Origin of the sequence: Paenibacillus algicola (assembly GCF_005577435.1) — a bacterium.
In the GTDB taxonomy this organism is placed as follows: Bacteria; Bacillota; Bacilli; order Paenibacillales; family Paenibacillaceae; genus Paenibacillus_AQ; species Paenibacillus_AQ algicola.
The window spans coordinates 725,634-740,176 of record NZ_CP040396.1 but is presented as its reverse complement, the minus strand read 5'-3'; the positions used below and the strand labels follow the sequence as shown (position 1 = coordinate 740,176).

Annotated in this window: 16 protein-coding genes and 1 pseudogene; 2 read left to right on the top strand and 15 right to left on the bottom strand. The window is 35.5% G+C overall.

The window, feature by feature from the left end; all coding sequences use genetic code 11:
- Window positions 1-18: 18 nt before the first annotated feature.
- From E6C60_RS03385 to E6C60_RS03340, 9 genes and pseudogenes are all read right to left on the bottom strand, one after another.
- Window positions 19-738, bottom strand: coding sequence for a HisA/HisF-related TIM barrel protein (locus E6C60_RS03385; RefSeq protein ID WP_217496372.1), 720 nt, complete (start codon window positions 736-738; stop codon window positions 19-21).
- Window positions 739-743: 5 nt separating this feature from the next.
- Complete coding sequence (locus tag E6C60_RS03380; protein WP_138224536.1) at window positions 744-1,313, bottom strand: phosphoribosyltransferase; 570 nt, start codon at window positions 1,311-1,313, stop codon at window positions 744-746.
- A 201-nt stretch (window positions 1,314-1,514) separates the two neighbouring features.
- Entirely contained in the window at window positions 1,515-2,747 is a 1,233-nt protein-coding gene (locus E6C60_RS03370) for a restriction endonuclease subunit S (RefSeq protein ID WP_138224534.1), read from the bottom strand.
- A 41-nt stretch (window positions 2,748-2,788) separates the two neighbouring features.
- Window positions 2,789-3,121, bottom strand: coding sequence for a restriction endonuclease subunit S domain-containing protein (locus E6C60_RS03365; RefSeq protein WP_138224533.1), 333 nt, complete (start codon window positions 3,119-3,121; stop codon window positions 2,789-2,791).
- Entirely contained in the window at window positions 3,118-4,665 is a 1,548-nt protein-coding gene (locus E6C60_RS03360) for a type I restriction-modification system subunit M (protein WP_138224532.1), read from the bottom strand. Before E6C60_RS03360 ends, E6C60_RS03365 begins: the two co-directional genes overlap by 4 nt.
- Window positions 4,666-4,984: 319 nt before the next feature.
- Window positions 4,985-5,170 (bottom strand): annotated as a pseudogene (locus E6C60_RS03355) (GMP synthase (glutamine-hydrolyzing)); the annotation flags it as partial.
- 128 nt (window positions 5,171-5,298) lie between these two features.
- Entirely contained in the window at window positions 5,299-6,306 is a 1,008-nt protein-coding gene (locus tag E6C60_RS03350) for a restriction endonuclease (RefSeq protein WP_138224531.1), read from the bottom strand.
- 35 nt (window positions 6,307-6,341) lie between these two features.
- Complete coding sequence (locus tag E6C60_RS03345) at window positions 6,342-7,163, bottom strand: hypothetical protein (protein ID WP_233281122.1); 822 nt, start codon at window positions 7,161-7,163, stop codon at window positions 6,342-6,344.
- Entirely contained in the window at window positions 7,164-7,610 is a 447-nt protein-coding gene (locus E6C60_RS03340) for a hypothetical protein (protein WP_138224530.1), read from the bottom strand.
- Window positions 7,611-8,312: 702 nt separating this feature from the next.
- Between E6C60_RS03340 and E6C60_RS03335 the strand changes: the two genes are divergently transcribed.
- Window positions 8,313-8,873: a hypothetical protein gene (locus E6C60_RS03335; RefSeq protein WP_138224529.1), complete on the top strand. Its 561-nt coding sequence runs from the start codon at window positions 8,313-8,315 to the stop codon at window positions 8,871-8,873.
- A 118-nt stretch (window positions 8,874-8,991) separates the two neighbouring features.
- Window positions 8,992-9,651 (top strand): hypothetical protein, encoded by a 660-nt coding sequence (locus E6C60_RS03330; RefSeq protein ID WP_138224528.1) that lies wholly within the window; start codon window positions 8,992-8,994, stop codon window positions 9,649-9,651.
- 135 nt (window positions 9,652-9,786) lie between these two features.
- Here the strand turns inward: E6C60_RS03330 and E6C60_RS21255 are convergent, their stop codons facing one another.
- The 6 genes from E6C60_RS21255 to E6C60_RS03300 all read right to left on the bottom strand — a co-directional run bounded on the left by E6C60_RS21255 (window position 9,787) and on the right by E6C60_RS03300 (window position 13,798).
- Window positions 9,787-11,181 carry a DUF3427 domain-containing protein gene (locus E6C60_RS21255; RefSeq protein ID WP_233281121.1) on the bottom strand — a complete coding sequence of 465 codons (1,395 nt, stop codon included), beginning with the start codon at window positions 11,179-11,181 and terminating at the stop codon, window positions 9,787-9,789.
- 74 nt (window positions 11,182-11,255) lie between these two features.
- On the bottom strand, window positions 11,256-11,459 hold the full coding sequence (locus tag E6C60_RS03320; protein ID WP_138224527.1) for a hypothetical protein: 204 nt from the start codon (window positions 11,457-11,459) through the stop codon (window positions 11,256-11,258).
- Between the two features lie 292 nt (window positions 11,460-11,751).
- On the bottom strand, window positions 11,752-11,985 hold the full coding sequence (locus tag E6C60_RS03315; protein WP_138224526.1) for an NUMOD4 domain-containing protein: 234 nt from the start codon (window positions 11,983-11,985) through the stop codon (window positions 11,752-11,754).
- 18 nt (window positions 11,986-12,003) lie between these two features.
- The gene (locus E6C60_RS03310) at window positions 12,004-12,402 is read right to left on the bottom strand and encodes a DUF6979 family protein (protein ID WP_138224525.1); all 399 of its coding nucleotides are present in this window, start codon (window positions 12,400-12,402) and stop codon (window positions 12,004-12,006) included.
- Window positions 12,403-12,898: 496 nt separating this feature from the next.
- On the bottom strand, window positions 12,899-13,108 hold the full coding sequence (locus E6C60_RS03305) for a hypothetical protein (RefSeq protein WP_138224524.1): 210 nt from the start codon (window positions 13,106-13,108) through the stop codon (window positions 12,899-12,901).
- A 117-nt stretch (window positions 13,109-13,225) separates the two neighbouring features.
- Window positions 13,226-13,798, bottom strand: coding sequence for a hypothetical protein (locus tag E6C60_RS03300; RefSeq protein WP_138224523.1), 573 nt, complete (start codon window positions 13,796-13,798; stop codon window positions 13,226-13,228).
- Window positions 13,799-14,543 lie beyond the last annotated feature (745 nt).

Here is a 14,543-nt window from a genome sequence, read left to right as displayed (position 1 = left end):
GCTGAACTTTGAGTAGTCTTACATTAGTCCAAGGTCCCCTTCTAGATACGCCCTTCCTAGTGTTGGACTAAAACCAATACCCTGGACCACCAAAAATTGATCCCATGAGCAAATATTTCCGCCATACCACAACTTAAAGATGTCCGAGTATCTATCCGCTACAATCTGGAGCATACTGAGATTTGGTTGAAGCCTCATTTTTGATACCTTAACATCTATTAGTTGAATATTAGTCCCCTGACTCAATAAAGTATATAGTTCTTCTAGAACTAATTCCATCTCCATATTGACTGATTCGCTAAATCCCTTTGTAACCATTCTATTTTCTTCAAAGTCAACAGATATAATATAGTCGTTAATGCCAAAATTGTCCCTAAGCTCTTTTAAGAATACAGAATTTAATCTATCATTTTTATAAATCCCTGAACTAATGATCACACCTCTTGCACCCATTGTCATGTACTTTTCGACACTTTCTATATCAACCACGCCACCGGCGTACCAGTATTGCCCTTTCCGTTCTTGTAGTTTCTTATGAATGAATGGATTATTGCTGCCTTCACCTTGTGATGCATTTATATCAACAAGACATACTGGAATCCTTTCTTGTTCTAAATTAAGAAAAAAGGACTCTAATTCCTCTGTTTCTCTACCAACGACAACGCCGTCTTTAATATCTATATTGAGTCTCCACTCTTTATTAAAGTTCTTAGGATATATATAACCCACCTGTTTCACCTCACTTATTTGTATATTTTCTCAGGACTGCTTTTTGCAAGCCAATTATCCGACTCCTTAATCTCAGAATGCATTACTCTTAACGTGTGCTTCGGCCAATCTGTAATTTTTAATGCTCTCTTATAGTTCCTCTTTATTTGTAAAGCTAATGAAGGTAACAAGTTAAGGTCAGAGATTTCGGATATGTACTTCCCAAACTCCTTACTACAGAGGTAATTTATTAAAGTAACTTGTTTTGTGTGGTGGAAGTATGTTCGCAAACTCGGGAAGTCTACCATAATTCCACTCCCCCCCCCATCCTTATGGTACCGTTCAAAGTAGGACCAAGAACTTTCTATGCTTCTCGAATAACCAACTCCACCAGCCTCTTCAATAATTGTTTTACAAGCCTTAAAAGTTTCACCCATTGCAAAGTTATCATCAACAATTAAACAATTCTTCCCCTTCACTGCATTAGAAAAAGATTCGTAAAATTCCTGAGGCATTATTTTCCTAATATTTAATTTCCCATCGCTGGATAAGTACTCATTACCAGCTTGGTCATGAAATCCAATTTTTGCGAACCATATTTGCATATGGGGCTATTGATATCAATCCACTTTTGCCTGTACCTGTTGGGAGCACTACTAGGGCTTCTCCCTTAGGTTCTGATTCAAAATACTCTTTTATCTTTATATATGATTCTATTTGGGACTTCCTAAGTTTCATATTACCAATTATGTTCGGAACTGTATCAATGAAATAACTCATCATAGTCATCCCTTCAACTAAAAATATTAAGTACGCGGGTTTTCGGAATATAGGTTAATGATATCATCGGCGGTTAGCTTGTGTAATACAAGCAATTCTTGTATTTTCGTATCCGATAGATCAGATAGATCCATTTGTTTAAATTCAGTAAAGAAGGCCTTTACGTTGTTATTTAGTTTCCTCAAATTCCCGTCCCGGACAATTTCGACAGGATAGTTAAATCCGGTTGAATTATTTACCTTCTTTGATGGAATAATCATAATTCGTTTTACTGGTACATCACCGTAATTTTTTGTGAACCATGCACAAGCGTTATTCATTTGACCAGTTTCATCTTTATTTATTTCATTCCTTGTCAAATCAACACCACTCTTACATTCAATAAGGAGATATTCATTATCTTTTACTTTCCACAAATTATCTGGTCCTGCTTTCCACTCTTTATCAGGTCTTTCACTAGGAAAGCCTAGTACCTTTGATAACTCATCTAAGGCAAGCTCAAACCGGTCAGCTTTAACTCCAAACCTTACATGACTGAGTAACTCGTCTAAGTTAATATTCAACTCTTCAAAGTTATCAAAGGATTGAACCCACTTCGGATTTGGGACTATGATACTATTTAAATTTTTCTGGTTTAATTTAGGTTGAGCCGCCCCTGATATATAGGGAGTTAAATTAATATGATTTATATAAAACTCAACAAATCTCCGTTCCTCATAAGTCTTAAATTTAAGTACATGAGCATGATTATTTACCCATATTTTACCACTCGCACTAAATGCAATTGGTGTATTTCTTGCAAGGAGGTTTGCTCCATCTTCCGAAACAAGCAAAAAATCTCCTTCAAAAATATAATCCTTTACATAATCAACGATACCTGACGCCCCGTAATATGGAATATCACCAACCGCTCTTAAACCACTAGCAATCGGTTTACGCATTGAGTCAAGATTTTCGGCAAGCTCCCCCAACGTCTTCCACTCAACTTCACCCATTTCAAAAGTCAACAATCTATCACGGTAATAGGTATATTGCATTTTACGAGCTATAAGCTCTGCTGTAAGCTCTGCTGTAAGCTCTGTGAATGTGTCCAATATACGGACTATTTCCTCTTGTACTTTTAGAGGCGGGATGGGGATTTGGATTTTTTTAAATCTTGCTTTAGATATATTAAAACGCGTAACACCACTAGCTGTCTTTGCAATTTCCGTCCGCATAAAGTGACTGCGAAATAAATATTTTGAAAATTGCGGAATCATTAGAATATCCTCTTTAAATCTTACGCCAAATGAAAAACTATTTAAATAAACTTTATCTTTTTAAATTTTGTTGTAACAGACGAAGACATTCCTGCTTCTTCAGCTGTCTCTGATGAGCCTGTAAATAAAATATCCCCATATTTTACTTCATGTTGATTTTCTGAATCGGATACTTTTACAGCTTCCAGCTTATCGAAATTTATTTCTATATTATCAAATATGTTCTTATATGAAATATATAAAGCGTTGCCATAACTGAAGTCTTCCTTTTTTTTGCCAGAAAGACCTCCATAAAGTTCTGCTGCGTCCTCCAATGTTTCCCACTCAACTTCAACCCCCTCAAGGAGTTTCTCCATAAACTTTGGCATAATCATGATTCAATCTCCCCAATAATGTCACCAATTGCAGCACGTAGTTGATCTATCTTTGCTACAGTCGTTTTTATCTCTTCATTCAACTCGTTTATATCAATGACTTCCCTAGTGTCTCTTGCTTCCACATAGGAGCTCACAGATAGGTTGTAATCATTCTGAACGATGGCTTCATACTCAACAGATTTTGCAACATGGTCCACATCTTCTTTAGCGTCAAACATTTCAATAATTTGCTCAATGTGTTCATCTGTAAGTATGTTATTGTTGGTCGCTTTCTTATAGAAATCTACGCCGCTTGCATCAATAAATTGCGTTTGATTATCAGTTTTATGTTTAGATAGAACCAGGATATTCACCGCTATTGAAGTACCATAAAAAAGGTTAGGTGCTAATGAAATAACCGTTTCAACAAAGTTATTATCAATCAGATATTTTCTAATTTTCTGTTCTGCACCACCACGGTAAAAGATACCAGGGAAGCAAACGATGGCTGCACGACCTTTGCTTGAAAGATAACTGAGAGCATGAAGTACAAAAGCAAAATCAGCTTTAGACTTTGGCGCTAGTACGCCTGCAGGAGCAAATCTTTCATCATTAATAAGCGTGGGGTCATCATTACCGATCCAATTTACGGAATAAGGTGGGTTCGATACAATGGCATCAAAAGGCTTTTCATCTCCATAATGAGGGTCTAATAGCGTATTTCCTAAAGCAATATGAAACTTATCATAATTTATATTGTGTAGAAACATATTCATACGAGCAAGGTTATACGTCGTATGGTTAATCTCTTGTCCGTAAAACCCATCTTCGATAATATGAGCATCAAACTGTTTTTTTGCTTGTAATAAGAGTGATCCCGAACCAGCTGCTGGGTCATAAATTTTGTTAATTGTTGCTTGATTGTTTAAGGCTAATTGAGCTATAAGCTTTGATACATGCTGAGGTGTGAAGAATTCCCCTCCAGATTTACCTGCGTTAGCAGCATAATTAGAGATCAGAAACTCATAGGCATCACCAAACAGATCAATTTGATTATCTTCAAATTTACCAAAATTAAGCCCTGCAACACCTTTAATAACAGCAGCTAAACGACTGTTTTTATCTTTCACCGTATTCCCCAGTCGGTTGCTTGTGGTGTCAAAATCAGCAAATAATCCTTTAATATCTAATTCCGATGGATAACCATTTGCTGAACCTTCAATAGCAGCAAATATCGCAGCTAAATCTGTATTCAAGCTTTCATTTGCGTTGGCGGTTTTCGCGATATTAGTAAACAACTGACTCGGATAGATGAAATAACCTTTTGTTTTAATGGCATCCTCTTTGATTTCTTTCGTTATAATCTCATCAGGTAATTCTGCATACTTGATACTTTCGTCTCCAGCTTCAATATAGCTAGAGAAATTCTCGCTAATGAAACGGTAAAACAGCGTTCCTAATACATATTGTTTAAAATCCCATCCATCTACTGAGCCACGGACATCATTGGCTATTTTCCAGATTTGGGATTGTAATTCGGCACGTTGTGCTGTACTTGTCATTGTATATACCTCCAAATTATCCTGCTAACAACAAAACTTATTCCATACTCTACTCAAAATTTCTTTTATTCGACAGTCACATACCACATTATACACCATGCCATTATGATGAAGTCGATTGATCGTAATTCCGTTATGTGCGTTCCACGCATGCAAACGGCTAATATCTAAATAAAAACTCCCACCGACAATCATTCGGCGAGAGTTTTTGACGACAATCTTGGAGACAATTCAAAAGAATTTTGATCTCAGAAAGTCATATAAGTTTTACCTAAACGGCGCAAAATAAACGTTTTTCAGTGTTTAAAGTGTCGCTTGTTCATTCCCACTCAATCGTTGCCGGCGGCTTGCTCGTCACATCGTATACGATGCGGTTGACGTTGTCGACCTCGTTGACGATGCGCACGGAGATTTTCTCCAGCACATCCCACGGAATACGCGCCCAGTCGGCAGTCATGCCGTCGATGGACGTTACAGCGCGAATGCCGACGGTGTAGGAGTACGTGGCTCAATAGAGTAAATTACTATTCAATTACTGCGTTATCTTTGTACATCAATTGTAGCGGGTAAAATGATCGATTTCAACTGAAAACATAAAATAAAGCACAAGTATATAGTCAACTGCATGATGAGTTATAGCACTACGGCATCTAACCATAATTCCACTAATGTTTCTTGAATATTATTGTCCGATACTGCTCTCTTAATGTCATCACCTGTGACAGGAATAATTAAAACATCATTTTGTGAAGTTCTTAAATCTTCTTTTAAAAAAGTTCCAGCAAATCCATTCCATGATACAAGAAAACCAATTTTCGCCCTTCCCCTTCTGTTTAAAATCTTTTCCTTAAAGACAACCAGCTCATTTTTACCACATTTTGAAGACCAATTTTTACATTCAACAAGTATAAGTGAGGATTCTTTTTGCCAGAAGGATTGATCTGATCGATTCAAAATAACAATATCGATTTCTTCTGTCTCAGATTTTATTCTATCTCTAACTTCAAACCCAGGGATTTCAGCAAAAATCTTGCATATTAATTCCTCTAATAGCCTTCCTTTCTCGTTAGCATCATCTTCTGTTTCTACTCTTTGGATTAATTCTGGAATCTCTATGAGTTTGTACTTAGAATATTTCTCTGTTGCTTTAGTGAATAATTGTGAAACCTCCAATTCAGTTTCAATAACTATACTCTCAATCCATTCATAGATTGATAACCCATGACAGTAAATATCGTATAAGTTATTAAGTTCTCTGGGGATTTTAATGGAATAATACAGATGACACCAATCTCCATCATCTTCAAATTGTATACTTTCAATATCACCATATTCTTGTTCTCTGAACTCAACTAGTCGCTTCATTAAATCCATATAATATGCGATTCCTAATGGAGAGTACCAGAACTTTCTGTACCAGTTATGTGCCATCGCAATGCATATTTCTCCTGCAGTATTCCAAGCTAGAGTTCCCTCTAATTTGATATGTAGTATGCCTTCAATTGTGTCACCAATTTGAATATTCGCATTCTCAGGCAAATCGGAGATTGATAATTTTTTCGAATCATCTGTTTCAATATGTATTACTTCATCATCTTCGGATTGATTGGAAATATATTGAATTAATTCTTCGTATGTCATATATTTGAACTCCCGCTTTACATTATTTCCTCTACTTACAAAAACAAGCTTGTAATTACTTGAATAAATTTATCAATCTGTGTAGCCAATTGCGAGGTCTCTTCCACTGTACCTCTGACATTGGTAAGCGTGTCTTTGATTCTCCTTAACAAGGATGGCTTTGGTTGTTGCCCCGATTCCGCTTCTTCTTTAGCTTGCTGTACGAAGTCAATGGCGTCTTCTTTTATATCAGGGTTTGAGATAGAAGTTTCTCTTAATATTTGCAACAGACTTTCTGCAATCTTGACTAATTCTTCATTTCCTCCATAATTATTCACTTGGCTAGCATTGACATTACCTGTCTCTGAGAAATTAAGTTGACCTAAATTTCCATGAACCAGAATTTTGGCGTTCGGTTTTTCATCTATTCCCAATTCAATCGCCTTCTCCCCTAAGTAATCAGAAACATGATTCACCAGTAACTTTACTACTTCTCTGTTAAATTCTCTTATACTATCTGAAATTTTTGCTCCCTTATAGAAGGCATAAGGACGTGAAATTGTATCGTATCTATCAAAATTAGTAATAGAATACGCTAACAACTGATAGATGAAACTGATCTCTTCGCTCACCTTTAATGGGATATCAAATTTATCATTATAATCCCTTTGTTTTACTATCTCCTCCATATTGAAATCTATTGTATGATTTTTGCTAATAAAATCACTTAATATAGGTTCTGAATCGATGTACATAATGAATCTTTTCGCCAATCTCATTGCTTCATAGGTATCAGTTGCATTCAATAAATCTCCTGCTACTCTTCTAAACTGCTTTGATATTAATTTGAATTTTTTTATATCAATGATCTTCTCCAATTAATTCACCCCACAATATGGACAATATGGATTAACTGTTTTGGCTACTAGACTTAGCTTGGCATTTTTACTACAACATAGAAACTGAACTTGTTCTAAGTTATCTTGCTCATACAACGGAAGTGGGGTTGTTGTTTCTATAGGTCTCCCCGCTTTCAATGTTATATATTTATTATTTCTATACTTTCGTTCAAGTCCTCTAAACATATCATCAATAGATTTAATTGCTTCATTCATCGCAATTCTTTGAGCATGTTCAGTAATATCGTCAGTGTAGAATGAGGAGATCGGACTAGGAATCCCGCAACTTGGGCAGAAAATTTCTAATACGTCATCTTCTTGAACCTCATTTGTATCTAATTTAAACTCATCCCCACACAGTGAACAACGAAAAGAGTTAAAACCATCTATATCACTTTGTTTTGAAATGACAATATTTTTCTGCATTTAGTATTCCTCCTATATCCATCTAGGTAATATTATACCATATACTATTTCATCAATACACACCAGTAATTTCCGTTCAACTTTTCTAAATTAAAGCATCCAAGATTATTCAGTCCATCTAGTTTAATTCAAGTTTGGGAAGACGATTACAAAGCTACAAATATGACAGCTTATAGACTGTACATCCTATTTATAGACATTCTTACCTCGTAAGGCATCTATGTTAAGTTAATGCATTGCTCTTACATGGGTCTCTTGTAAGCATTAGAAATTATACATAGGGATCGGGACTCAAATATTTAGTTCACCCTAGCACACAGGGCACTTCCGATATACGGACTTTTTGAGAGGGAAATTTCCAGGCAGCAATATGTATAGCGTTCATTCCGCAAAAGACATCATAACACCCAAAACGGCTAATTTTATCATCTTTTCCATGATACGATTCAACTAATAGCTGGAATGAAACAAATAACAAATTGATTTATTCAAATTAGATGATATTATTTATGCAATTCTATATGTCGAAAGTTACAATGGTGCCTTATTAAACTTATTAGTTTGTAATCAATCAATTAATGGATATGATTTCTAACTTCCACGACTTCCATTTCTTTTTTATCAAATATAATAAAGTAGTTATTCTAATACATGATTGCTATAATCAAGGTGGGAATTTCTAGATTATGAAGGAGGTACTAAATGAAGCTAACTGCACTTGTTAAGCAATATGAAAAAAATATGGCTAATTATGAAGAATGGAAACTGAGTGATTTTCGAAGTAAATACAAAAGTATCGAGGAGCACATCAAAGATGCAGTTTGGGGTTATTTACCTGATCGTAAACGAGACTCTCACCAAGTGCAACTCGACAAAGATGTACTTGAAGAAGTTACCACTCAGTTACTAGACCAAGGTGTAATAGATCAACTTAATCAATGTAAAAACTTTGATGAAATTCTTGTAGTAATTTATTGTGTAAAAGTAAAAGGATTCGGTTCACTCTCAGTATATGACACGGCATTGCGTCTTGGTGCGTACTATCATCTCTACCCAGAAATGGTATATCTACATCGGGGTGCAGAATATGGCGCGAAGATGTTATTGAAGTTAACTTCAACTGATGAGAGAATAAGGTACTTTTGTAATGACCCTAATTATCCATATATACAAAAAGAACATTTCCCACATGAGTTACAAAATCTAACCGCACAGCATATTGAAAACTTTCTATGTAGAATGAAAGAACAGTTCATTTTATAGTCTAAGCTAAGTGCCGCCTTACCCCCGCCATTGGGTTGCTCACACTTATCGTTGAAAAAGAATCCTTTTTCGTCAAACAACGTATTAATACTTTATAAATATACAAGGCGGGGATTTCATGAATTATTTATTTACTGATAACAAAAAGAAAATAACCATCGTATCTATCAGTATTGTCTTTTTGATTATTGTGATTATTTTTGCCTATAATTTTTTAAAGAAGGAAGATCCAAGTTATACGTCATACTCTTGTGACCAATCAAGTTTCCCCTTCAACCAGTCATTGCCAAGCGATAAACATATCAAAGTGTTATCAGCTACGAGTTGGGAAGAAAGTGTTAGTCCGTTTTCTTTAATTCTTAGTCCGATCACATCCATGAGTAAAATTGCAAGTCTCGTTGATGAATCAAATAAGTTGGTCAATTTAGCAAAACAAAAAAAATCAGATTCTGAAATCAATTCTTTTACTATTTCTAAAAATGCCTGCTACATGTCGATGGACATTGGGGGACTTTATCAATTAGACAGATTAGTTACTCAGTCACATTCACAATCCAGTAAAATAGAAGTATATTCTTGGATTAAAAACTATAGAGACTATCTTTCTCGGGATTTCCACACGACAAATACGGTTATTATCTTAAATAATTCCACCATACATACTCAAATAAATAGTTCAACAAGCAATGATAAAAACGACCTCTTTGATCTAATATCAGGAATAAAGATAAAAATTACAGTATATAACCTCGATAATAATTCATCAGAAGTCATATAATTCCTATAGATTGCTTGTACTTGTTACCCTTATATATAGCTCAGGGCACACCTGATTAAAATTTTCCTTGATTAATTAATCAAGGAACCATTAAATTATATAAACAATGAATGATGAAAGAAAGAGCCAATTCATCTAATGATGAATGGCTCTTTCTTTCTTCAAGATAATCTCTTTCAGCTCCTCAATAGAGTAAGCTGGCTTGCGTCTATGTAGCATTGCATGGCAATTAGGACATACAGGTCGTAAATCTTCAACAGCATCAACTTCGTATTCTTCCCTGATCTCATGTAGTGGTTTTAAATGATGAACATGTATGAAGTCTTTTCCAACATCTCCATAATAGTCAAAAAAATTAAAGCCACATACACTACAATAACATCCATGATGTTCGATACATTTTTTGCGTGCAATAGGACTTCTTTCAAAAACATTTACAAACACTTGTTTTACTGCACCTTCCACAGTCTTCTTTGGATCAACTTCCTCCGAAAGAATTTCAGGATGGTTTTCTAACGGATCATTGAACTGCCAAACTATATTCACAGGAGTTGTATCTGCAAAGAATTTCACACTACCATTACCAATAAAAACGAACTTAGGATCGTCACTGCTTTCTCTCGCGAATATGTGTACACTTCCTTCGGGATTAATGAGTGACTGTATGGAGTCATGTGATAACTTCGATCCCTTCTTTCCGTACCAAACTAAATCATTTCCATCAAACTTGTTTGGATGATCATGACCAGTCCTACCAGCTGTGCCTATATTGGCAAATACAAAAGAATCACCTTTATAACGAGTGTAACCTGTATCCCAGTTCCCTCCTTGTTGAGCCTCTGGAACATTCATTATTTTGTAAACATCTTTACGGCTATAGTACTCACCAACATTAAAGACAGGTATAATTTCCCTTGCAATATTGTCTTCAAATAATAAGCCCTGAATCACATAACCATACTCCTTTAATCGCTCAAAGGCAGTCCGACGCTCTGCGGCAGTAAATAAGACTTTATATTGTGGAAGAAGGACACTTGCTTCTATTGTTAAATCAAGTCGTTGCTTTTCCCACAGCTTCTCAAACCCTGTCGTCGCCCTGTTCTTGACTAGGAAGTCCTTGGCTACTTTGACTGCTCCATGCTCATGAATGAGTTGAATGAATACAGAAGCATTATATCCACACTCTTTTCTAGCGGTATTATAAGCATCAACTACTGTTTTTTGAAAACTTCTAATAGCATCGTCTCCAATACTTGTGTAAATCACATCATTAAGTTCATCAATAATAATAAACCCTAGTCGTTTTAGAAAACTATTAGCTTCAGTACCACCAGAAAACTCAGTCGCACTCAATTCAGTACCATTAACAAAAGTATTTGCGATTGAGAGGACATATTTAGGAGGATAGTACTTGCTGTTATGCTCCAATACAAACTTAGTTGAGATTCTCTCATTCGGCACACCATTCATGTCAATATAGTCCAAAGCTCGTATAACATGTTCAATATTTATGTTCTTGGGTATAGTCATCTCTATCTCCTTTAACTTATATTACTCTCTATCAACAATATACCAGAAAACATAGCCGTAACAGATATCGCTAATCATCTACACAACCCATCGTTGAGGAACATCTTTATATTACTCCTCAAGTAAGAAAAGCCTTCTCTGACTTTTACGATCTTAGCATCATAATCAATCACATAGCACACATCATCCAATGCACCACCAATAAACACTTCAATAGCTTGTTGAAAGTAAATGCAGTTCTGCAAATCAGCATCAGTGACTATTTCCTTAACCTTCATATCAAATCCCCTCCCTTGAAAGCAAAAAAAGCACAGCTAAATCAAGGACATTGCTGTCCATGAAATAGCAGTGCTTCTGCTTTACATAATATATAGATTCAATATACAGTATTTATCTCTTGTGTTCAATAGATTCGCTTTAACATAAATTTAGAGTACGGCTGTAAGATGAATGAAACATGAATACTTTATTACATATAGCATGTAGCAACCCAACGCTCAGTTCACTCTGTTACAGGTCACTTGATAATTATCGATGATGTGCAATGACTACATCCTTCTTTGCTAAAGACTATTGCATTCCCTTATATTCACTTGGGTCTATCTCTGCAAATGACTTTTGCCATAATTCGAATGTCTTATACAGCTTTCTTTCACCATTCTTCCGTAGGTGTACGTTAACATACCCATATTCATTTCCTGATCTATGACGTACACGATTATTTTTAACAATAATTATACGTCCCGAACGAGTAATATCGTATATCCCTTCATAGCCTTTTATACTTCTTCTTTCCTCTTCCAATTGAACTCCCTCCAAAATTCATTCGCAATTGATAAGTTGTTTATTCCACAACGCTAACACTACATCCATCTGTGAGTTATGCGACATATTATTGCCCTGCATAACCATCCTCCACAGACCAAGTTTGTCTTCAGATAACTCTGGTCTTCTCTTCAAAACCTCAATTGCATTAACGGCATACCCCTTATTCTTCCTAGCCCCACTTATTTCAACGTAGTCACCAGCTGGGATGCCTTTCACTAGACCTGCTTCGCAAAGACCAAGGAAGGCATTTTTAGGACAACCTTTACGCTGTGCCCAAGTCCCTTCACCAAATACTTTTGCAGAAGCTTCTTTCCACGCATTTAAGGGGTCAGAAATGTTCCCACTCAATATTGAGAGGACTGCGTTGACTGCCACCGTACCGTATTTACTCATCGACATACACCTGCCTCATATTTCTTAATAAAAATATTATATCCATCGATTGTATCGGAAGGGAAGCGAATCTATTCCAAGGTATTCAGAACCAAGGGGTATTCGTATTGTTATTTGGGTACTGACTGATAGACAAGGATCAATCAAAACACTTAAATCGTAATTGCAATAACAAAGACCGAGGAAGTAAAATTCCAAGCGCACATCTTACTATGAATGTGTTAGGTACATACAATAAGCTAAGATAACAAATCGCTACCAATTGTGGTGAAATTAAATGGATGAAGTTATAGTTACATTACTGTGTATATCGGTTTCGTTTTTAAGCAAAGCACGTACCAATGATGGGCACTATTCGTCCAAGAAAAAGCAGTGCTCTGCTTAAAACTACTTCAATCACATTCATCTTCATCATTCACTGCTTTAATACTTGACCTCTGATACTCTTCACTCTGTAAGTGCGTGGGTATTATTCGATCATTATGATATTTCATTGTTACCATCGATCTATTAGTTCATTTTTTGATAATAAGCTCAAGAATTTATTCTGATCAATTAATTTTCGTTCTATTTTCCCCATTGATCTTTCTATCGCGGTCAATCGTTCTTCACTATGGCTCAATGCTAAATTAACTGTGTCATTCAATGTACTAAAACTCTCTAGAAGCTGCTCAAGCTTTTCTTGAATTATATATTCTTTATTCAATATTCCCCTCACCCTATCTATGCTTTATTCTATAGCGAAACAACCTAAATTATTGCGAGATTCTTTAGAGTGCTGTATAAATGTATTGCTTTTTACACAGCGAGCAAACAGCACCTTCTACCGTAATGTTAGAAGGAAATATTTAAGATGATCAATTGCCATCTGGTCGCCTTCATCAGCGTAGTTAACTGCATTACATCTAGTACAGTAATCCTCTTGTATGGTAACAGAGATGAATTTTGAATCAGTAGAAATAAGATATACTTCCAACTCCACATTATCCATATTATCGGATTCACAAACCTTACAGGAAGTAGGTTGAGTTTCAACAGCGTTATTATCTTCACAATAGTAAGAGTCAATCAAATCAATTATTTCTACTAACTGTTCTATCTCTTTGCTGGTATAGTGCTTTTCGCCACACTTCAAACAAACAGCCGCCATTAATTTGACCCTTTTAAATCGGTTATTATTTGTCTTTAAAGGCAACTCTTCCTCTTGGTACACCAGCTCAGTACTATTACACTTACAACAAAAATGGATCTCAGATTTTTTGCCATACAATGAATTTTGTCTAGCTAGAAATTCATCCAATCTCTTTTGATAGTCCATCTTGTCTTTAACTGAGTCCATGATTGTCTGTTCGAAACCGACCAGACTGCCATCCAATTTTCGCTTATTTTCGCTCATTTTTTCCCGCTCCTTCTTTTATAAAAATCTCAATAGAATAACGATTCTATTTACTTACAATGTTTACTTTATGTCATAGCCAAATTGTGCCTTAGACCACTCTCGCAGATCCTGTTTAACACTTATTTGAGCATCATTTATAGCAAGCTTAGTAACCCTTGTCACCTCAATTCGGAGTATAGGAAAAAAGAAATGCTTAATATCAACATAGTACTTTGATAAACCAATTTTCATTATAGCTATAAAGAAAGCCACTTTTCCGTTAAAAGGAGTTGGGAAATAAAAGCTTTCCTCAGGTGGGCTAAAGACATATTCACCACCAAAGTCCTCTCCAATAGTAATAATTTGTTAAAGACTTAGTTGTTTTGATGATGATTTATGAGCAATATAATATCCAAAATAATAATCTTCTATCCGTTCCATTAAGGTTGGAAATGGTACCAAAATGGAATTATTTATTTGAACTCCTTGTTACAATCTTCCTTTACTTTTTTTGTTGCACTTACTCCCAAAGATTTTTTTAAGCTCATATTCTTCTTGAATTTTTGCATATTCTTCTGCGGTAGCTTCCAGAAGGCTGGTGTTTAGAATCATTAACTGATTCAATGCTTCTTAATATTTTAGTTGTCCCAGTCAACTGGCTTTTACTCAGTGAAACAGTTTCTTTTTCCCGCTTCTCCAAGTGCTATTACCAAACATAAATTTCTCTAAAACGTTCACCCACTAGTTTTTTTGGTTTAATAAT